The organism is Lysinibacillus sp. FSL K6-0057 (assembly GCF_038630885.1).
In the GTDB taxonomy this organism is placed as follows: Bacteria; Bacillota; Bacilli; order Bacillales_A; family Planococcaceae; genus Lysinibacillus; species Lysinibacillus fusiformis_F.
Genome location: NZ_CP152047.1, coordinates 4767620 through 4788915, shown reverse-complemented (window position 1 = coordinate 4788915; position 21296 = coordinate 4767620). Strand labels below are relative to the sequence as shown.

General features: G+C 36.8%; 22 protein-coding genes and 1 pseudogene. 16 read left to right on the top strand and 7 right to left on the bottom strand.

The window, feature by feature from the left end; genetic code table 11:
- Window positions 1–24 precede the first annotated feature (24 nt).
- From MHB40_RS23970 to MHB40_RS23940, 7 genes are all read left to right on the top strand, one after another.
- Entirely contained in the window at window positions 25–1236 is a 1212-nt protein-coding gene (locus tag MHB40_RS23970; RefSeq protein WP_342533570.1) for an MFS transporter, read from the top strand.
- A gap of 163 nt (window positions 1237–1399) precedes the next feature.
- Entirely contained in the window at window positions 1400–1636 is a 237-nt protein-coding gene (locus MHB40_RS23965; protein WP_205446094.1) for a small acid-soluble spore protein Tlp, read from the top strand.
- Between the two features lie 316 nt (window positions 1637–1952).
- Window positions 1953–2486: an RNA polymerase sigma factor gene (locus MHB40_RS23960; protein WP_205446093.1), complete on the top strand. Its 534-nt coding sequence runs from the start codon at window positions 1953–1955 to the stop codon at window positions 2484–2486.
- Window positions 2473–4107, top strand: a complete 1635-nt coding sequence (locus MHB40_RS23955) for a DUF4179 domain-containing protein (protein WP_342533569.1) — start codon at window positions 2473–2475, stop codon at window positions 4105–4107. Before MHB40_RS23960 ends, MHB40_RS23955 begins: the two co-directional genes overlap by 14 nt.
- Window positions 4108–4256: 149 nt before the next feature.
- Window positions 4257–4538: a transporter suffix domain-containing protein gene (locus tag MHB40_RS23950; protein WP_205446091.1), complete on the top strand. Its 282-nt coding sequence runs from the start codon at window positions 4257–4259 to the stop codon at window positions 4536–4538.
- Complete coding sequence (locus MHB40_RS23945; RefSeq protein WP_342533568.1) at window positions 4528–4959, top strand: MarR family transcriptional regulator; 432 nt, start codon at window positions 4528–4530, stop codon at window positions 4957–4959. The genes MHB40_RS23950 and MHB40_RS23945 overlap by 11 nt, the downstream gene beginning before the upstream one ends.
- Before the next feature lie 248 nt (window positions 4960–5207).
- Window positions 5208–6488, top strand: a complete 1281-nt coding sequence (locus tag MHB40_RS23940; protein ID WP_342534814.1) for a histidine--tRNA ligase — start codon at window positions 5208–5210, stop codon at window positions 6486–6488.
- 62 nt (window positions 6489–6550) lie between these two features.
- Here the strand turns inward: MHB40_RS23940 and MHB40_RS23935 are convergent, their stop codons facing one another.
- Window positions 6551–8173, bottom strand: a complete 1623-nt coding sequence (locus MHB40_RS23935) for a hypothetical protein (protein WP_342533567.1) — start codon at window positions 8171–8173, stop codon at window positions 6551–6553.
- Window positions 8170–8952, bottom strand: coding sequence for an ABC transporter ATP-binding protein (locus MHB40_RS23930; RefSeq protein WP_342533566.1), 783 nt, complete (start codon window positions 8950–8952; stop codon window positions 8170–8172). Before MHB40_RS23930 ends, MHB40_RS23935 begins: the two co-directional genes overlap by 4 nt.
- A gap of 219 nt (window positions 8953–9171) precedes the next feature.
- Between MHB40_RS23930 and MHB40_RS23925 the strand changes: the two genes are divergently transcribed.
- The gene (locus MHB40_RS23925; protein WP_342533565.1) at window positions 9172–9693 is read left to right on the top strand and encodes a GrpB family protein; all 522 of its coding nucleotides are present in this window, start codon (window positions 9172–9174) and stop codon (window positions 9691–9693) included.
- A gap of 50 nt (window positions 9694–9743) precedes the next feature.
- Here MHB40_RS23925 and MHB40_RS23920 read toward each other — a convergent pair whose 3' ends face one another.
- Window positions 9744–10955: a Zn-dependent hydrolase gene (locus MHB40_RS23920; RefSeq protein WP_342441957.1), complete on the bottom strand. Its 1212-nt coding sequence runs from the start codon at window positions 10953–10955 to the stop codon at window positions 9744–9746.
- Window positions 10956–10960: 5 nt separating this feature from the next.
- Window positions 10961–11656: an L-2-amino-thiazoline-4-carboxylic acid hydrolase gene (locus MHB40_RS23915; protein WP_342441956.1), complete on the bottom strand. Its 696-nt coding sequence runs from the start codon at window positions 11654–11656 to the stop codon at window positions 10961–10963.
- Between the two features lie 136 nt (window positions 11657–11792).
- Between MHB40_RS23915 and MHB40_RS23910 the strand changes: the two genes are divergently transcribed.
- From MHB40_RS23910 to MHB40_RS23895, 4 genes are all read left to right on the top strand, one after another.
- On the top strand, window positions 11793–12674 hold the full coding sequence (locus tag MHB40_RS23910; protein ID WP_205446082.1) for a LysR family transcriptional regulator: 882 nt from the start codon (window positions 11793–11795) through the stop codon (window positions 12672–12674).
- Window positions 12675–12760: 86 nt separating this feature from the next.
- Window positions 12761–14200, top strand: coding sequence for a sodium/proline symporter (locus tag MHB40_RS23905; RefSeq protein WP_342533564.1), 1440 nt, complete (start codon window positions 12761–12763; stop codon window positions 14198–14200).
- Window positions 14201–14392: 192 nt separating this feature from the next.
- Window positions 14393–15841, top strand: a complete 1449-nt coding sequence (locus MHB40_RS23900) for a PLP-dependent aminotransferase family protein (RefSeq protein WP_342533563.1) — start codon at window positions 14393–14395, stop codon at window positions 15839–15841.
- Window positions 15842–15845: 4 nt separating this feature from the next.
- Window positions 15846–16754: a D-alanine--D-alanine ligase gene (locus tag MHB40_RS23895; protein WP_342533562.1), complete on the top strand. Its 909-nt coding sequence runs from the start codon at window positions 15846–15848 to the stop codon at window positions 16752–16754.
- Here the strand turns inward: MHB40_RS23895 and MHB40_RS23890 are convergent.
- Together MHB40_RS23890 and MHB40_RS23885 are read right to left on the bottom strand one after the other, a co-directional pair.
- Window positions 16731–17126 (bottom strand): hypothetical protein, encoded by a 396-nt coding sequence (locus MHB40_RS23890; RefSeq protein ID WP_342441952.1) that lies wholly within the window; start codon window positions 17124–17126, stop codon window positions 16731–16733. The two genes, MHB40_RS23895 and MHB40_RS23890, sit on opposite strands and share 24 nt — an antisense overlap.
- A gap of 50 nt (window positions 17127–17176) precedes the next feature.
- On the bottom strand, window positions 17177–18016 hold the full coding sequence (locus MHB40_RS23885) for a YitT family protein (protein WP_036079667.1): 840 nt from the start codon (window positions 18014–18016) through the stop codon (window positions 17177–17179).
- Window positions 18017–18173: 157 nt separating this feature from the next.
- Here MHB40_RS23885 and MHB40_RS23880 point away from each other — a divergent pair.
- From MHB40_RS23880 to MHB40_RS23865, 4 genes and pseudogenes are all read left to right on the top strand, one after another.
- Window positions 18174–18361 (top strand): annotated as a pseudogene (locus MHB40_RS23880) (ATP-binding cassette domain-containing protein); the annotation flags it as partial.
- A 197-nt stretch (window positions 18362–18558) separates the two neighbouring features.
- A complete protein-coding gene (locus MHB40_RS23875) occupies window positions 18559–19002 on the top strand; it encodes an SRPBCC family protein (protein ID WP_342441951.1) in 444 nt (147 codons plus the stop codon).
- 11 nt (window positions 19003–19013) lie between these two features.
- Window positions 19014–19565, top strand: coding sequence for a DUF4303 domain-containing protein (locus MHB40_RS23870; protein WP_342441950.1), 552 nt, complete (start codon window positions 19014–19016; stop codon window positions 19563–19565).
- A gap of 13 nt (window positions 19566–19578) precedes the next feature.
- Window positions 19579–20700 (top strand): serine hydrolase, encoded by a 1122-nt coding sequence (locus MHB40_RS23865; RefSeq protein WP_342441949.1) that lies wholly within the window; start codon window positions 19579–19581, stop codon window positions 20698–20700.
- A gap of 31 nt (window positions 20701–20731) precedes the next feature.
- On the opposite strand, the gene MHB40_RS23860 is transcribed toward MHB40_RS23865, so the two are convergent.
- Window positions 20732–21190, bottom strand: a complete 459-nt coding sequence (locus MHB40_RS23860) for an SMI1/KNR4 family protein (RefSeq protein WP_342441948.1) — start codon at window positions 21188–21190, stop codon at window positions 20732–20734.
- Window positions 21191–21296 lie beyond the last annotated feature (106 nt).

Genomic DNA, 21296 nt, shown 5'->3' with positions numbered 1-21296 from the left:
TCTTAGGTAATGGAAAGGAGACTTATGCGTATTATTAGGAAGTATCGTCTCATTCTGTTTGGCTTTGGTTTCTCGTATTTAGGAAATTGGGTAAATCTAGTTGCACTCAATTTATTAGTTTGGCATTTAACAGAATCGCCTACTGCTATGGCTAGTATATTTATTGTAGGACCGATTGCTCGAATTTTAACAAGCTTTTTTGCAGGCTCCATTATTGATCGCTCGAATAAACAAAAATTAATGATCTATAGTGATATCATTCGTGGCATATTGATTTTATTGTTACCATTTACGTCTTCTATTTGGCTCATCTATTGCGTATTATTTTTATCTAATATTGCAAGTAGCTTTTTTGGGCCGAGTAGTACCTATTATATTTCGAAATATATTCCAGACGAAGATAAACAATCCTTTAATGCAATATTAGGAATGTTTAGCTCAGGCTCATTTTTAATTGGGCCAGCATTGGCTGGGTTTATCATTGCCATTTCAAATGTATCTGTAGCATTTTGGTTTAATGCCTTGACGTTCTTTATCTGTGCGCTCTCGATTTTTAAGCTTCCAGCAGTAGAAGATCATCAGGAAATGCAACGAAAACCCATTACTTGGAAGATGCTAAAAGAGGATTATGGTATTGTCTACGCTTATATTAAAAAAGAGCAAGTCTTTGCCAAAGTATTTCTATATTTTCAAGGTGCATTGATGATTGCCTTTGCATTAGACTCACAGGAAGCTACATTTATTAAACAAAAGCTACAAGCTTCAGATAGTCTATACGGTATCATTGTTAGTATCGCTGGGATTGGGGCGATCATTGGTGGAGCACTGGCTGCTCGTTATGCTAAAAGGTTTTCAACTAGACAATATATTGTCTATGGTCTGCTTTTGACCACAATTTCCTACACATTATTTTACTCTTCACCGAATGTGACAATAGCGATTATTAGCTTTATTGCATTAGGAATATGTATGTCATTTTGTAATGCGGGATACAGCACCTTTTATCAAATAAGTGTACCGACAGAAATTATGGGCCGTTTTGGTAGTATTTCCACAATGGTCATCAACGTGCTACAGATTGTCTTTACGTTAGCTTTAGGATTGCTAGCGGAATGGCTCTCCCTACAAATGGTATGTATTGCATTTGGAGTCATAGCTATTTTCATCGCCCTAGTTTTATCTGTATTTATGCATTCAAAATCGGCCTATGCAGGTCTGAAGGAAGAGATTGTTTGAATACAATGTCAGGTTATTATATGGGGAAACTTAATTGTTTCTAATTAAAGTTAGAATTATTGGATAGACCGCTATTATAAGATATTTTTTAGAAAAAGTTAGCACTCATATAATGACAAAATCATTCCAAAATAACCGTATGTCAAAATTTGAGGAGGTTAACATGGCTAATTCAAGACACCGAAAACCAGATGATCGATCCAATAATGTTGAACGCATGCGTGATATTGTTAAAAATACTGAAGAGAAAGTTCAGGAAGCAGAAATTAGTATGGAATTTGCAGATCCTCTAGAAAATAACAGGCTAAAAGAAAAAAATAAGCGACGTAAACAGTCAATTGAAGCATTAAAAGAAGAAATGAAAGATGAAATGGCAGCACGAAAAAAAGGTGAAGTTTAAAATTGGATTTTTAGAAGAATCAATTGTGATTCGGAATTTAGCCAAAAGAGATCTTTTAAAGGAAACCGAAAAAATCTGCATGTAACAATAGTGTCTTGAGTATTTGTTTACTATTTTCCACTAGGCAAAAACAGATGGATTAGATGTTCCATAATGGACCTCTATATTGCCATCTGTTTTTATTTTGAACATGTTTACTGGATTTTTTTACATAATCATTAGATTAAAAAGTATTTACATGAAATTCTGAAAAGATGAACCTTTTCTAGTAGTCAATTGTTTATAACGTAGAACAATTAGAAAGGAGTGCCTTGAATTGACAGAACGTGAATTATTCGATTCATACAACAAAGATGTATACCGTACCTGTTATTACATGCTACGGAACGCCCAAGATGCAGAAGACCTCTGCCATGATGTATTTGTCACCGTCTTTCGTCAGGATTGGAGAAGTGTAGAGCATACACGTGCTTGGATTTTACGAATTGCGATGAATCAATGTTTAAATTTGCTTAAAAGGAAGCAGGCTCAGTTAAAAAAAGTGAGTCAGGTACAGTTGCTGCAGGAGCAAACAACGGCAACAGTTAAATCTGTAGACACCATTGTATTGGAGAAGGCAGCAGAGGAGGAGTGGGATGCACTACTCAGACAGCTACCAGAAAAGTTAATGGCTGTTGTCACCCTTCGCTACATCGGTGAGCTATCATTAGTGGAAATTGCGGAAACACTAAAGATTCCGGTGGGAACAGTGAAATCGAGACTCCATAAGGCATTGAAAATTATGCGCAAAAAACTAGAACAAAATCAAAATCTATGGTTGAAGGGAGAGAATCAATTTGGAACGCATTGAAAAGAAATTGAAAAAAGAGATGAAGGCAGACCATAACATGAAGTATCCTGATTTTGAACAAATGTGGAGCAGTATCCAACAGGATGAACTAAAAATCATGGATGAACCGATCGAACTTCGACCGCGTAAAAGAAAGAGATTTGTTTTGGTTGCAGGATTAGCTGTCGCTCTAATGGCTACCCCTGTCTATGCAGCACTGAATTATGATTGGTCAACTATTCTTTCTTATAGAGCTGGTATTCAGTCTGCATTAGATCAGGGCTTAGGGCAGACGATTGAACAATCTGTTACGAAGGATGGATTTACGCTAACTGTACATACGGCGTTTATCGATGACAATAGAACCTTTCTTTTATATAGTTTGAAACCTGATGCCTCTTGGGATGGAGAGAATATTGGCTTTGAACTTACCGGACTTAAAGATTCCAAGGGTAACTTTATTGAAGGGAATTATACACATTCTTGGAATGAGGAGCTTGGTACCTTTCAGGGTTATTTTGAAACGGATTGGGTGGCTGAAGGACAGATGACAGAAGTGGAGCTTATGATGGAGAATATTCAGTTCATCAGCGATGAGAAATATTCTATCGACTATAATCCAAATGACTTGACTACGCAAGTGTTCCCTATTCAAAAGGATGGAGTTGACACAGTGTCTATTCAATCTTTTGAACAAGATGAAGGTAAAATATTGCTTAAAACGGCAGTTACACTTACAGATTTAAAAGTCCGAAATACAGGGATATTCATTGAGGCGATTAATAATACGAATCATTCAATTGAAACAGGGAAAAGATCTTTCATGGGAAGACAGGGAGCAAAAGGAGAATATTTTAGTCAGCAACTATTCGAGTCTGAAGCCTTACAAGAGGAGGGAACTAAATTCCAAATTTCTTATAACCGCATACTAGAAACAAAAGAAAGCACTTGGAATATGCAACTAAATCTCTCTAAAACACAACTGGAAAATACGTCATTTAAGAAAGTACTAGATATTCCAATTGACAACGTGCCTGGTGGAACTAAAATTCATGAAATGTCGGTTACACCGACCCAAGTTCGATTGATTCTTACTCACGAAAAATACGAAACTTTTCCTTATATGGATTATCAACTGGATGTAGGTGGAACTTTATTGACTGGGTATATTTCGAGTGAAGTTGGAGATCCTAATGAAACAGAGCTGCGCTTTGAAATAACTGGACTAAATGGAGCCTCTTTGGAAAATCAACCTGTAGCTTTCGTTGCTAGGAACCATGTTGAAGGTTTATACGGAGACGACAATTCAATCCAATTAACGAACATATCAGCAAAGCCTCAAAGTGTAACATCTAATATAGCAGGGTACTCAATTTCATGGACTTATTATATGAAGGACAATAACCTTTATGTGGAATCATTAAGCCCTGATCCAGAGTTTGCTGGAGTCAATCAAACCTATTATTTAGAGGGTAAAGAAAAAATCTATGGAACGCCTGAATATATGGGCATTCTTGAAAATAATAAAAGAATGGATGTTTATGAGAATTTTGACAAGAAGGAGCTAGAAATTCTCATTTTTAAATATTTAACTAACAAGCCAAATGATGAGCTACGTATACCCCTTACATTTGAAAAATAACAGCATTAATAACCCCATCTATTTGACTCTTCACGACTCAAATAGATGGGGATTTTTGTTTTCTTATAAAGATTAAAGTGCTTTACATAAAAAGAAATGTATAATATAGTTTAGTTAACTTAAATAAATTAATGCGCAGGAGAAGATACATGACCTCTAACGAAAAAACACAAAAATCATTTGCTTATAAGCTTGGATTAGGCATTATTATCTTTTCTCTTTCACTATGGTTAATCCCAATCATTACACCTTTCACACCGATACCTACAAAAGTAAAGGCTGGGATTATACCAGGAAGTATTATTGTAGCTGAAATCTTATTTTGGCTTGGTGCTTTACTTGTTGGAAAAGAGGTAGCTAACAAATTTAAAAGCTATCTAAATCCTAAAAAATGGCGAGAAAAAGGTGACACTCAAAAAAATGAAGAATAACAAGGTAGCGGAGCAAATTAATCAAACCATTGAAGATATTTGGATCATGCTTGAGAAAATGGAAAGGGCTTATACTAATTACTCCTTAAATAATCAGCAATATGTTCTTTTAACATTAGTGATTCGTCATCCGTCCTGTTCACCTTCAGAACTAGCAGATAAAATGGCTATTACGAAAAGTGCAGTGAGTCAGCAATTAGCTAAGCTTGAACAGGATGGTTATATAATGAAAAGGCAGCATGAAGAGGATAGGCGTGCATTTTCTGTTGAATTGGGTGAGAAGGGGCAACTATATAAACAGGAAATCGAAGCCTTTAATCAACAGATTACAGAAAAGTACCATGCTAATTTATCATCTGAAGAATTAGCTGAAATGTTAGCTACTCTAGAAAAAATGAAAAAAATACTGTATGAATTTTAGAAAAAGTTTGACATTTAATCTGGTGTGTCTTATAGTAACCCTTAATATTAAAGGGGGAATAAACATGGTCATTACTCTTGTCCAATCATTCACAACAAAACATCATCATCACTAGTCTTGCTATCTTTATTATCTTATTAATATTGAATAGGAAGACTATTTCTCATGTAATCGTATAAATAAAGCTGATTTGAAGCTTTATCGTTATACGGTTTTTTTATTGCTCAAAAAATGAGGAGGAGATTATGATGAAAAAAATGGACTATCAGAATGTTCGAGGAACACAAGATTATTTACCAGAGCAGGAGGCTACTCGTCGTGCGATACGCCGTACGTTAGAAGATACATTTATATCCTATGGCTGCAAGCCGTTAGAAACACCTATTCTTAACTATACAGAGTTGATGGCTTCTAAATATGCTGGTGGTGCTGAGATTTTACAGGAGATGTATACATTAACAGATCGAGGCGAGCGGGATTTAGCGTTACGCTATGATTTAACGATTCCATTTGCAAAGGTTGTAGCTATGAATCCAGCGATTGCTATGCCATTTAAACGATATGAGATTGGCAAAGTATTTCGAGATGGCCCCATTCAGGCTGGTCGTTTTCGCGAATTTACACAATGTGATGTAGATATTGTTGGGGTAGAATCACAGGCTGCTGAGGCGGAGCTAATGATGATGGCGATAGATGCCTTTGATCAGCTTAAACTTAAAATTAATCTCCAATATAATAATCGCAAGCTTTTAGTTGGTTTGCTGCAATTATTTGAGGTTGAACAGGATCAAATGAATCGAGTTATTTTAATTTTAGATAAGATTGAAAAAATAGACGAGAAAACAATGCTCGCAGAATTGCAGGCATTGGGGTTATTAGATAATAGCATTAATAAAATAAAGCGTTTTTTAGATGAACGTCCTCAAATAAGTATGGCGTATTTTGAAGGCTATGCGACCGAAAACAACTTTTTACAACAAGGTTTACAGGAATTAACGGAACTAACAGCTTATATAGAGGCACTTGGAATAAGTGGGCAATGTATTTTCAATCCATTTTTAGCGAGAGGACTTGAAATTTACACAGGAACAATTTATGAAATCTTTTTAGCTGATGGAACAATCCGATCAAGTATTGGTAGCGGGGGACGCTATGACAATGCAATTGGTGGCCTTTTAGAGACAGATCAAACCTATGCAACTGTTGGTATTTCATTTGGGTTAGATGTCATCTATACAGCTTTGTCGCTTTCGGGAAAAGTAGATCAAAACGCTCCTAGTGTGGATATTTATATTATTCCTCTGGGAACAGAAAAGGAGGCACTAAAGCTGGCAACTGTATTACGGCGAGAAAAATATAAAGTAGAAGTTGAGTTAAGTGGGAAAAAAGTGAAGAAGGCAATGGAAAAAGCCAATCGTGAAAACACACCAAAGGTCATTGTATTAGGAGAAAACGAGGTCAGTCAAAATATGTATAAAATAAAAGATATGAAAAGTGGTGAGGAAGAAATCGTTGCATTTACCTTTTAAACGCCATAGCATGGAAAAAACGGCTGATCCCACTCTATAATAGGATTTGAGCCGTTTTTTTGTTATTTTTCCGATTTAAAAACCAGTTTCCAAATCAAGATGTTGATGAAGAAAAACACAATGAAATATATAGTAGAGCCGTATGTTATCTGACTAGCTATTATATAGTGCAGCCCTACAAGTAAACCTAAAGGGAGCAATAACAAAAGAATCTTCCAGCCTTGCGCATCATTAACTTCATCATAGGGTTTGGTAAAAGGTAATTTGTTTGTCATCATGACGAAACAAAGGATGGTATACAACCAGCTTGTTACCAAAACAGCTAGTAAATCAGGGATAATTCGAATACCGTAAATATAGCTAAAGACTATACCTAGTACTAAAAATAACGGAATATACAAATTGATTAAAAATGCCTTTAAGCTACCTTTTTGTAAATCTGTATAGTCTTTAATCGGGAGCGTTTTATAAATCCAAGCAGCCTTATATTTAGCAGAGTGACCAAGCATAAGGACAGCGGATGGTATAATCATCATACTAAAGTAGATATTTAAATAGCCCATACTGCTAGCATAATCGACTTCTTCGCCCCTGCTAAAAGTAAATATGAAAATAAAGGGGATAATAAATGAAAAACCTAAAGATGGATAGACCTTCAACTTAAACTCTCGCTCTTGCTTCATCATCAGAGTGGCGAAGCGATAGAAAGCTCGTTCTTCGTGTGTTCTGCACACAATGGTTAATAAAAACGACTTTAATCGATTGTTCTTTTCTTTTTTTGATTTACTTGTACTTAGCAATTTTTGGAGATTGCGTTCAAAGGTTGGTATGAGCTTGATATATATCCAAATCGAAATAATAGGTACAATCACTGCTAAGAGGGTATAAATGACTGTCAATAAGGATGTGTCACCATGCAGTATGAGTTCATAAGGAGCAGCGAACCACATCGGTATTAAGAAGAGGCTCCACCAATGAAACGACACTACCATATCTAAATTGACGAATTCAAATGATCGAATAAGAACTTGATAGCCAACCATCAGCATTAGAGATAAAGCGATTTGTACATAATTAATCATATCCTTCAGCTTTTCGCCATCGAAGAATCGTAAAATGGCAATATATAAAATGGCTGTGATGGCAACTATAAATAAATTCATTAATAGAATCTCAAGACCTGTTAAAATAAAAAACACAATACCTTGAGTAAAAAGGCTGACTATTAGTGGGATGGCTGTTAGGGCCAATGTTAAATAGGATAAATAAATAAAAATATGCATAAATTTTGCTGCATTGATTGTTTTAGCTGAAATCGGCTTAGTTGAAAGTATGCTTTTATCTCGTACATCTAAAAGCACAGAAGAAAAATCAGAAATCAATGAAGTCATAATCAGAAATATAATCATTGCAAAGGCAATGCTCATTTGAAATAGAAAATTTTGACCAAATCCCATAAGCGGGATGAGTATAAGACCGAATAACGCATAAATCCATAGAGACTTAATATAACCGTACTTTTGATTGTCTTTCTTTTTGTTCTGATTAAATAGGGTTGGTACTTTCCGTTCATCCATCGTTAATTTAATATGAAGGATTCTTCTCATCATGTCATAATCAATGCCCATTTTTACAAAAAGCCATCGGAATTTATCAAGCAATTGTAGCGTTTTGAAATCTGTCATAATCGTCCTCCTTGAACGACGGACACAAATTTTTCTCCGATTTCCTGATGTTCATGAAATCCTGTTAACTGGTTAAAAATTCTTTCTAATGTTCCTTCGGTATTATCTGCTTGTAATTGGGCAAATGTTCCGTCCGCTGCAATTTTTCCATCATACAGCAGAATGATACGGCTACTGATTTTTTCAACTACATCCATAATGTGAGATGAGTAAAATATAGTCTTTCCGTTGGCAGCTAGTTGCGTTAGGATTTCTTTAAAAATCATGACACTGTTTGCGTCTAGGCCATTGATTGGTTCATCTAAAAATAGCAGGTCTGGATTATGTATGAGGCTTGCAATAATTAGTAGTTTTTGACGCATGCCCTTAGAATAAGAAGAAATTCTAGAATGGTACGCTTCACCAACTCCAAACAGCTCCATTAGCGATTTGGATTTGTCAGCCGCCTCCTCTAGCTCTAATCCATATAGCTGCCCGATGAAGGTTAAATATTCATAGCCTGTTAAGTTGTCATAAACATCAGCGATTTCAGGAACGTAACCAATTCGCCGTTTATAATCAATTTGGTCTTGCCTTATGCTTTTCCCAAAGAGCTTAATTTCGCCGCCATAATCACCTTCTAGGCCTAGAATTAGTTTTACAGTTGTACTTTTACCAGCGCCATTGGGGCCAATATAACCGATGATTTCACCTCTAGCTGCATGAAGGTCAATCCCCTTCAAGATTTCCTTGTTTCCATAACTCTTCGTTAAATTCGTAATCGTTAAAATTTCTTCCATTTTATAGCCCCTTTCAATTATTTAGAAAAATTAACCATAATTACACTATATCATATTAAAAGAGAGGATATTCTTTTTCTTGATATGAAACCAGTTAAATCAAAAATAGAGAGATTTTGTTATATAAAAGGAGATTGAAAAACGAAATAGATTTATTATTTTAAGGTAAATACGCATTATTTATAGTTGGCTTATTCCAAAAAGTGAGGTGAGCACCACTTGAAAAAAATTGAAGTGGTATTGTCAGAGTATGATGTGAATTGGGAAGAACAATTTTTATATGAGAAAAGAAGTATTCAAGAAGTTATTGGCCATGCAATATTAGGGATTGAGCACATCGGTAGCACATCTATCAAAGGTTTAAAGGCTAAGCCTATTATCGATATTCTTCTAGGCGTCCCAAGTATAGAAGTAGTCTCGGAACTAATAGAGGCGTTAAGAATTATTGGGTATGAATATGTTCCTAAACCAGAGCTAATGGAAAGAAGATTTTTTAGAAAAGGGCTATGGGGCCAAGGAACATGTCATTTACACATATGTGAATATAACAGTAGTGAATGGATTGACAAATGCCTGTTCCGAGATTATCTTCGATTAAATGCTCAAGCGGCGGATGAATATGAAACCTTAAAAGAACAGCTTGCTGATCACTTTCAGTATGATCGCCAAACCTATACCAAGAAAAAGGAACCGTTCATTCAAAAAATTATTGCTAAGGCGAAGAATAATGACTTTCTATAAAAGCCATTCTCAACAATATAGAGAATGGCTTTCTTCTATAGTATAGTAGCCTATCTAGCAAGTTCGACAACGGTATCATAAAAAATATTAGTTGCTACAACAATATCTTCATCTGAACTGTATTCTAATGGATTATGACTAATGCCGTCCTTTGAGCGAACGAATAGCATCCCAATCGGGGCAATTTCAGCAATATTCATTGCGTCATGCCCAGCACCACTTATGAGAGAATAAGGTCGTATACCTTGCTTTTCAATACTTGTAGTGAGTTGCTTTTGTAGTAAGGCATCGGTTTTTGCAGGCTTAATGCGTTGCAATACTTTTGATGCCAATGAGACATGTCTTCGTTCAGCAATTTGTTGCAGCTGTTGCATAATTTCTTGTTCTAGTGCGCTTACTTTATTTTCGTCAATATCACGAAGATCAATCGAGAACGTGACTTTACCTGGTATAACGTTTGTCCCATTTGGAGAGACCGTTAGCTTACCAACGGTTGCAACGGAATCTGTTGTATTGTTTAATAGTTGCTCAATAGCTAAAATCATTTCGCTTGCTGCAGTTAGAGCATCCTGACGAATCGGCATAGGTGTGGCACCAGCATGTTCACTGACACCCGTTACGGTTACCTCTAGCCATAAGGGGGCTGCAATACCTGTGACAACACCGACTGGTAGGTCTTCATTTTCTAACACTTTTCCTTGCTCGATATGCATTTCTAAATAAGCTTTAATATCATTACGCTGCACTTTTACTAAAGGATAAGGTGATAAATCGAAATCCTTCATGGCTTCTTCAATGGAAATGCCAGCTTCATCTGAGTGCTGTAACTGCTCCTCCGTTAAAAGACCAGCCATTGCACTACTGCCAAGGAGCCCGAAGCCAAATCTCGTTCCTTCCTCATCCTTAAAAGCGACAACTTGAATTTTTTTAGAGGGTAGCAACTGTTGCTCATGCATAGAATGTACCACTTCAATTGCTGCTAGCACTCCTAATGCTCCATCATATTTGCCGCCCTCTGGTACTGTATCGATGTGAGAACCCAGCATAATGGTTTCATTTCCTTCACCATATGTACCAATAAGGTTTCCAACTGCATCGATTGCGACATTCATTCCTGCTTGTTCCATATAAGTTGTGACTAACTCAATGGCCTGCTTTTCTTCTGGTGTGAACGAGAAGCGGTTAATGCCACCTGTCTTTTCATTGCGACCAATTTGACTTAAGTCTTGAAGATGCTGTACGAGCCTAACTCCATTAATCATGACCATCACTCTTTCATTTGGAATTGGAAGTGGCACTGTCCTTCACGTAAAACAAATTGATCATGTACCACCTCTAGATTTTTATTGTACCCTTTGGCAATAGAGGGGTCGATGACTTTGCAATATAAAATGCCGTATTTACCCATATCATCATCTGCCCATTGTTGACCTAGTGGGCAATGTGTAAACGTTTGTTCTACCTCATTTTCTTTATAGACGGTTTCTATTTCAAATAAATCACTACGACCCATATCATAGTTTGTTAAATAATGCTCTACTGAATTTTCTAGGCCGTTTGTGCGTGCACGTTGAGCAATACCTTGGCCTCGCTTATGGCCAAAACGTTCTACTGCCCGCATAATCACTTGTTCACCAGCTTCTCCATATTCATCTACAACTGGCTTGGCAATTTGTGCAAACATTTTGGAAAAACGGGCGAACGTTGTTAAATCCGCAAATTTCTCTTCACCCTCGACACTTGATGGTAAATATTCAAAGAAAGTATGATTTTCGCCTTCTGCTGTTGCCTTTTTTGCCATTGCTTCAGCGTCTTTTAAACCAAAGGCCTCCAACCCTTTTTGTACTAACCCCCGACCATGCTCTCCGTATTGCTCTGTAATGGAGAGATGTAATTCTGTAAACATTTTTGCAGTAATTATGTCCATAGATAAAGCCTTCATCATTAATTTTTCCTCTGCCATTTTATGAGCCCCCTCATCACAAATCATATTGATTTACTTGGATTTTATTTTTATTATAGAGGTGGCTAGTAATTTAAATCAAATGAATATTTACACAATCAAATATGAAAAAAAATCATAAAAGGGGCAGAATAGCATGGCTACATTAGCACAATATATTGCTTTCCATACACTTATCGATACAGGGAATTTTACAGAAACAGGCTTAAAGCTCAATCTCACACAGTCTTCAATCAGTCATACGATTAGTAATTTAGAGGCAGAATTAGGGCTTTCTCTAATTATTCGAAACCGCAATAATATTGTTTTAACGAGTGAGGGGAGAATAGTTTACGAACACATATCAAAAATATTGCAGCAACAGCAGCAACTTGAAACCTCCGTGGCAAATTTAAAAAATCTCATTGGGGGTACGTTATCGGTTGGTATTCTACCAAGTGTTTCATTGGTATTATTACCAAAGGTTTTAGCGTACTTCGAAGAGTATCATCCAGACCTACAAATTCGTTTGATGGAGGGAGACTATGACCAAATCGAGGACTGGCTTCATAATGGTATAGTAGATATTGGCTTTTTAGTACAGCCAAATTCTAAACATCTTGTATTTGATGCAATTTTTGATGATGAGCTTGTTTGCATTATGGCACAGGAGCATCCATTGGCGAATGAAGAGACGCTTTATCTAGAGCAATTGCAGGATGAACGCTGGATTATGCCTAAACGTACGATTGATCGGGATGTATCAAAGATTTTAGCTAAACATAAAATCCATCCCAATGTGGTATATGAACTATCGGTTGACCAAGTTATTTTAACAATGGTCAATGAAAATTTAGGCATTTCCATTGTGCCGAATTCCCTTTTACTACATGCACCAAGTAAGCTGATTAGAAAAAAATTTTATCAAGCATATATTAGACAGGTTGGAATTGCACACAAACACAGTATTCATCTTTCTCCGGGGGCTTTAAAGTTTGTAGAAATATCGAAATACTTTGCATCCTTTTTACAAAATTAGTTATTGACAATTAAAAAAACCCGAACTATTATCTGATAAAACCAATTGGGATTGTTTAGATTAATCAGATGGAGGACTTTGGGTATATGCATACAATTGTTTATGTTGAAATATTTATCTATTTACTCGCTATGCTAGGAGTGGGTATATACTTCAGTAAAAAAGATTTATCACATAATGATTACTTTCTAGGGGGAAATAAACTACCTGGCTGGGCGTTAGCCTTTTCTGAACGTGCAACTGGTGAATCCGCCTATATGTTTTTAGGGGCAATTGGCTTTATTTATGTGGCTGGGCTGTCTGGAATTTGGATTTTATCTGGCATGCTTTTAGGCGTTGTTGCATCATGGCTATTTTTATCAAAACGCTTTATGACAGAGCAACAAAAATATAAGGTGAATAGCCTAACAGATTATATTGCGGTTAAATTTCCAAAGCACGCAGATATAATTCGTTGGTTAGCTTCTGCAGTAATGGTGTTATTCTTTGTTTGTTATTTAGCAGCTCAATTTTCCGGGATGGGTAAAACCATTTATTCATTCTCAGGACTTAACATTACGTGGGGAACAATTATTATTGGAGCAATAATAATTGCCTATTCATGTATGGGAGGATTTATGTCTGTTGTTTGGACAGATACCATCCAAAGTTTTTTAATGCTGATCTCGTTCGTTATTGTACCCATTGCAGCTTATATGGAAATTCAACATCAAGGTTTAAGCATTTCAACAGAGCTTGCACAAATGGGCAATGGCGCAGATAGTTGGATTGGAGGCTTAAATGGACTTGCCTTAGGGGCGATGTTATTTACAAATTTATCATGGTTCTTTGGCTGGCTTGGAGGACAACCTCAATTGAGCTCTCGTTTTATGGCTATTACGACTGAAAAAGAGCGAATTACTGGCCGTAATATGGCGATTATTTGGACACTAATTGTCTATGTGGGTGCCTTTTTATCTGCCATTTTTGCGTCCACTTTGTATAAACAAGGCTCTATTGAGGACCCTGAAATGATCTTGCCACATATGGTATTTGAAATTTTACCTCCTTGGATTGCAGGAATTATTGTGGCTGGTATTTTAGCAGCTATTATGTCAACGGCTTCGTCTCAATTGTTAGTAATCACAACATCAATAAGTGAGGACATCATTCATAAAACATTACGTTGGAATATTTCCAGCAAAAAATTAGTTCACCTTTCGCGTCTAGTGGCTGTTATTAGTGGGATTGTTGGTATTATCATTTCACTCAAATCGGGTTCAGTGATTTATAGCTTAGTATCCTTTGCATGGGCAGGGATTGGCAATACATTTTCTGTTGTTATCCTTCTAATCTTTTTCTGGAAACGTGTTTCAGGCATTGGGGTCATTGCCACAATTATTGTAGGCTTTATTAGTGCAATTGCATGGTCCCTGTCACCTATGGAGGCCGTTGTGTCAGCCAAGGCAGCGACATTCTTTATTTGCTTAATTGTTGGAGTAGTCGTGTCTTTAGTATATCCTGATGAAAAAGGAAATACGGTCTAAAAAATATTTTAAAATAATAAAAATCTCCTCTTTTGAAGATGCATTTCTCAAAAGAGGAGTTTTCTTTTTATGCTTATGACCATATTGAAATATGATAGAAGGAAGAGCAACCACTCTAACAGGAAATTACATAATGTGTGGACCTTTTTGGTCATCATGGTTTATGCAAAAATGAAGCAAGGGGGTTAGGAAGTGTTTAGTGATTTTAAGCTTATGGATGAACGACCAGTTTATGTACAATTGAAGGATTATGTTCAAGACATGATTGTCAAAGGGCATCTGTTGGAACATCAAAAGCTTCCATCTACCCGTGAACTTAGTAAGTTATTAGCGGTCAGTAGGAATACGGTGCTGAACGCATATGCCGAATTAGAGCTAGATGGCATCATCTATGCAGTGAAGGGAAAAGGGCATTTTATCGGAAAGGTTACTACATTGAAAGCCTCTTCTATTGAAATAGATTGGAAGCAAAGGCTAAATGAAACAACTTTATTAGCAGATGAAATTGATTTAATACGGCAAGATATACACTGGCAAAAAGGCATGATTTCGTTTACTAGTATTGCTCCAGAAGAAAAGCTTTTTGATGTTGAAAATTTCAAAAGGGCGTTTCTCACAAGAATGTCCATTGAAGGAGATATTGTCTTGAACTATGGCTATGCCAAGGGGTATAAGCCTTTAATTGACTATCTTCTTAGCTATATGGAGATGAAAGGTGTAGACATTTCTAATAAAGATATTTTAATTACAAATGGTTTTACAGAGGGGCTAGATATTTTATTGTCCTCTTTAGCTAAAAAATCAGGGCGTGTACTATGTGAAAATCCTACACATCACGCAGCATTGAAGCTTTTCCGTTTACATGGGCTAGACATACATGGCGTCGATATGAAAGATGACGGGATTGATATGGATCAGGTGAAAAAAACGTTAGCAGATAAGGATTTTGATTTTGCCTATCTCATCCCGTCCTATCATAATCCAACAGGAATTGTCACTTCCTCGGAGAAAAGGAATGCTATTTTTCAACTTTTTTCCAAATATCAAATACCCATTGTAGAAGATGGTTTTAATGAGGAATTGAGGTATTCAAGCTCTCATTTGGCACCACTGATCGCTTTTAGTGGTATAGGTAATAACGTTGTCTATATTGGCAGCTTTTCTAAAATTCTTTTCCCTGGCTTACGTGTTGGTTGGATTTTAGCAGATAAGGCGTTAATTGATAGCTTAGAAAGCATGAAAAGAGCTCGAACGATTCATACATCAACACTGGATCAGGCAGTGTTATACCAATATTTACAGGATGGTTATTTTGAAAAATATCTGAAGAAAGCAAGATTTGTTTACAAGAAAAAATATGAGCTTGCTCGTCAAGCCTGTATGCAATACATTCCCTTTAGCAGGATAACAGGGGATGGAGGACTTCACCTCTTTATAGAGCTAAAAGAGGAAGTAGATGCACGTTTACTGTTGGAGAAGTGCTATGACAAGGGCGTGGTGTTTTATCCAGGAGATGTATTTTATACAAACGGGAGAGGCAGTAATACATTTCGTTTAGGTTTCTCTCGTTTAGCAGATGACGATATTGTTCGTGGTATTCAAATCATTGGTGATACATTGAAAACCGATATGAGGAGTTGAGAAAATGAAGGTTGGCGTAATTATGGGTGGTACTTCCTCTGAAAAGCAGGTTTCCATCATGACAGGTAAGGAAATGGTCACTCAATTAGATAAGCAAAAATACGAAGTTGTTGCCATTACATTAGATGATAACAAAGAGATAATTGACAAGGTGCGTGACATTGATGTGGCTTTGTTAGCACTTCATGGTAAGTTTGGAGAGGATGGTACAATTCAAGGGGTGCTAGAAACATTGGGTATTCCTTATACAGGAAGCGGTCTTCTAGCAAGTAGTTTGTGCATGGATAAAAATATGGCTAAAAAAATACTTCGATATGAAGGTGTTGCAACACCAGATTGGATACATCTCGTAAAGGGAGAGGAGCTGCCCTTACAGGATATAGAGCTTATTGGTTATCCGCTTGTCGTTAAACCAAATGCTGGTGGCTCTAGTGTAGGTGTCCACATTGTCCATGATCTGAGTGCCTTATTGACTGCTATTGCAGAGGTATTTAAGTGGGATAACGAAATTATTATTGAGCAGTATTTGATTGGTGACGAAATTACATGTCCAATCCTCAATGAGCAGCTATTGCCAGTCCTTTCAATCAAACATACGGCAGTGTTTTTTGACTACCAGGCAAAATATGATGATGCTTCTACAATAGAGGAACCTGTAGAACTCCCACTTGCGATTCATGATCGTGTGGCTAAGGCTGCGATGATCAGTTACAAGACTTTAAGATGCAGTGTCTATGCTAGAGTAGATATGTTGATTAAGGATGGCGTTCCTTATGTGTTGGAGGTTAATACATTACCTGGCATGACACAAAATAGCCTCCTACCGAAAAGTGCCCTTGCTGCGGGAATCAGCTATTCAGCACTATTGGACAGCATTATCGAAAGCTCCTTACAGATTGATAGAAATAGGTAGATAGAAAAACAAAACCATTAATAGCATTTTTGTGAAAGGTGAAAATGGATCTCCGTGGCAGGGGACTCGCCTGTCTCGCGATCCCACGGGAGTCAAGTAGCCTTCCACTCCAACCCATAAAAATGTTAACTTTTTAGCAAGGTTTTCAAATAAAGTGAAGGTGTTCACTACTGTTAGTATGAAAGAAAAGGAAAAGAACTTTTGCAGAATGGTTGATTGGAGTAAAGCCAGCGTCACAGAGGAGCCCTGGAGCGAACGGAAGTGATTGAAGCGGCTCATCGGACGCTCCCTGGAAAGGACGTTGGCAGAACGGAAATCAACCCCTCGCTTTGCCAAAAGGTCTTTTTCTGCTAGTGACATCATCTTTTTCAACAACATAAAACACCTTTTGTAAGTAATGACAAAAGGTGTTTTAGACTGTTTTATGATTTTGCTAATTCAATAAAGCCTTCTCCGAAAACGTCCCTTACATCATGAATGGCAATAAAGGCATCCTTGTCGACTTCTTTGACAATTTTTTTGAGCTTTACAACTTCTTGTTTACTAATAACAATATACAAAATTTCCTTTTGTTCCTTTGTATAATAGCCATGACCTGATAGAACAGTTACCCCGCGATTCATATAAGCAGTTACCTGTCCAGCAATGTCTTCAGGTTTCTTAGAGATAATGGTAACTGCCTTTTTAGGGTTAACCCCTTCAATAACAAACTCCATTACCTTTGTACCAACGTATAGCATGACAATCGTTAGCATTAATGCCTCCGCACCAATGATAAAATAAGACGAAAAAGCAACAATTAAATCGAAGAATAAAAGTCCATAGCTAATACTCCAGCCTAGATATTTGTTAGTGATTCTAGCTAAAATCGTAGAACCTGCTGTTGTACCACCAACTCTTATAATTAAGCCAATACCAACTCCAGCAAATACGCCACCAAAAATCGTATTGACGATAATTTCATCTGAGGAAATAGACCAAGTTTCTGTTAAATGTAAAAATAAAGAATGGAATGAGACCGCAATGATTGTGTAGATTGTTGTTTGTCTATTTAAAAATTTATAACCAACAATAAGTAAAGCTGCATTCATAACAAAGCTGACAATACTTGGCGACCATCCGAACAGATAATAAGCAATAATCGTTAAGCCTGTTACGCCCCCCTCACCTAAATCATTTGGAATAACAAATAAGTTAACTGCTAGGGCAAAAAGCAGTGATCCAAGCATAATCATTAAAATATCGATAACGTATTTCTTCATTCACATAACACCACCAATTCAAATTTTATTTTTTCTTAAATTCCATACTATATCAGGTTTTCACCAAATGGTATACTTTTTGGATGTTCATTTGTGATATATCGACAGTAATTAATGTGTCTTTAGAGAGAATTTTTGAAACTTGACATATTATAGCTTCACTTTACACGTTCAAGGGAAGGTACTATTACTCGAGGTCAGCTTCCAAATTCCATTAGTAAAAAAATTGCGCTTACGGGTAACAATGGTAGTGGTAAAAGTACATTACTACAACATATAGCCAATAATGGTGAGGGAATAGCCATTTCTCCAAAGGCTAAAATAGGTTATTTTCATCAGATGAGCTAACAGTTTACTGGAGAGGAAACAGTGCTGCAATTTTTAAAGAACCGCTCTGATGATAATAAAAAGATATATTAAGTGAAAAGGTGCGATTCCATTAGGAGAATCGCATCTTTTTTAGTGAATTTTTATTAGGAAGGAAGGTTAAAGGAAAATTTTGGCGAAGGTGTAGATAGACAATATGAAAAGGATGATGAACGATGATAAATACGGATGTGACGACGAAATTAAAAATCAATCAGCCAGCCCATAAAGTATTTGAAGCCATTATATCTCCTACTGAAATCGGGCATTATTGGTTTTCTAGCAGCTCTGAAAGATGGGGAGAGGGTAAAAGAATCACACTTAAATATGCTGAGTATCGTGCAGAGGGTGTGATCACCGTTCTTGAAATGGAGACGAATAAAAAAATTGTGTTTGTATGGGGAGAAGAGCATGGTGAAGTGACGATGGTTACCATCACATTTGAAGAATCACAAAGTGAAACAATTATTACTGTAGTAGAATCAGGGTTAAATGTACATGACCCAGAAATCGTGGCAAAAATGATGGGCCAAAAAGAGGGTTGGGTCTATACATTAACGTGCCTCAAAGGATATTTAGAAAATGGGATTAGCAATTTAAGAGCTTCTCTAATTCATTAAGGAGGTAAGATATGTCAGAGATCGATAGCATGGAGCAATTGGCAGATGTAATAGTTTGTGCTGCGAGAAAAACATTTCTGGATCTTTTTAAAAATGGTGAACGGTATTATTACTGCACGTTATGCACCACTGGAGAAGGGCATGCCCCGAGCGTTTCAGCTTGGTCATGGGAAGCGCTGGAACGACAAGCTGCTAAACAAACTAACAGTAACATATCTGAAAGAGCATCTCTTATCAAATGGTCTTATGCAGATTCTCCCTATTATTGCTATGGAGAAGAAAACTTTTCGAATGTTCGGCAGTGCTTTAATAAGCGCCCATACATCTATACTCTTGAAGGGGAAGCATGGCAGCAAGAACTGGCATTACGGCTAGCAGCAATGGAGCTAGCCATGAAAAAGCTTGATGAAGAGGGACTATTCGCCTTGAATCAAACAAGGGACTCTGTATGCATACTTGTAGAAGTGATGCCGCCAGAAGAAATAAACACCGAAATAGCATTACGATTAAATCACCAGTCGTCTACAGCACTACAGCAATGGTTGTTGGAAGCAGCCGAGTGATGGAGGGATGAATATGAAAAAGCTGTATTGGGTGATTGGCAGTATTTTGGTTTGTGTAGGATTTGTATGTAGCGTTATTTTTTGGAAGTTTCAAAAGGAAATCAAGAGGGACGATTCTGAATATATTGTGCAATTTATGAAGGAACATAAAGAGGATAAAAATATTTCCGTTGTCATTCAATATAATCAACAACATTGGGTGGAGCTAAACACCAAGGAACAGCTACCATTAGCAAGTACGGTTAAAATGATCGTTGCCATCGCCTATGCTCAACAAGCAGCAGATGGCAGCATTAATCCTCAAGAGCAGGTCCCACTAAAGGAGTTAGAGGCATTTTATATCCCTAAAACGGATGGCGGCGCACATGAAGCATGGTTAGCGCAGTTAAACCTTGAGGGGGCGGATCGTGTGCCTTTAAGTCAAGTAGCAAATGGCATGATTGCCTATAGCTCTAATGCAAATACGGAATATTTAATGCACGTACTCGGCTTTCAAACAATTAATGATGTGCTTACTCAGTTAAATGTAGAGGATCATGAACCTTTGTATCCAATTGTAAGTGCACTCCATATTCCTATTCACTTGATGGCGGAAAAAAATTTAACGAAAAAAGCAACATTAACGGCTATGCGAGAAATGGATATGGCTGAATATCGTGAGCGGGCAATGGCTATTCATGCGAATTGGATAGAGCATCCTTTGACAATTGAGGAGAAAGCAAAAGCACAAAAAATGCTCAATATGGATTTTCAAAGGATATGGTCAGACCGTTTAATAAGGGCCACAACAAATGATTACATCTCTATTTTAGAAAAATTGAATAATAAAAATTTCTTTAGTCCAGAGGTACATAAATATTTAGATCCCGTGTTGGAGCAATTAATGCAGAATCCTAGAAATCAAACATGGCTAAAACATGCTGGTCAAAAGGGAGGATCGACTGCATTTGTGTTAACACTAGCAGCCTATGCAGAAGATAAAGATGGAAATAAAACAGAAATAGCCTTTTTCGCTAATAACTTAAATACATTAGAGCAGATTAAACTCTCAAATAGTATGAATAGTTTTCAGTTAAAATTTCTTACAGATGATAAATTTCGTAAGCGTTTAAAAGAGGAATTTTCCGAGTTGTGAGTTGCCTCCATAAATAAGGCAACTCATGCTATTAACTACGTTCATCAATCAATTTTTCAAGAAATTCTGAGAAGGAAGAGGCATATTCATAGATCATGTCATTCATTAAGTCATAGCACATAACAGGAAATTCGCTGAGTTCATCTTTAGACGATCGATCAAAGAAGTACAATTCGTCAGCGTCTGGAACAAATAAATCTAATCTATTCGGATATTGTTTACACCAATCTTCATCAGCCAAGTTAAGACGATGGATATAGAGAATATCGTGATCATTGATGTCTCTGTATGCTGGTTGACCGATCGAGAGAATAGATCCACCATTCAGCTGCCCATTACCATAATTTTTTAACCACCAGCGATAGGATGGTGGTAAGTTGAATCCTAACTCTGCTTCAACTTCTACTATCCAATCATCTTCAGCACCGTGTCCAGGAAACCATTTAATCGCAGTAGTGCTTGCGAGTTTTTCTGCTAATCTAGCATACATGCCAACTACCTCCAGTCTATATTTAAATATTACTCAATTAAGAATTCAAAGTGCAAACTACATATGAGTACCTTCTTTCAATCAACTGCATACTATAGCGTTATCA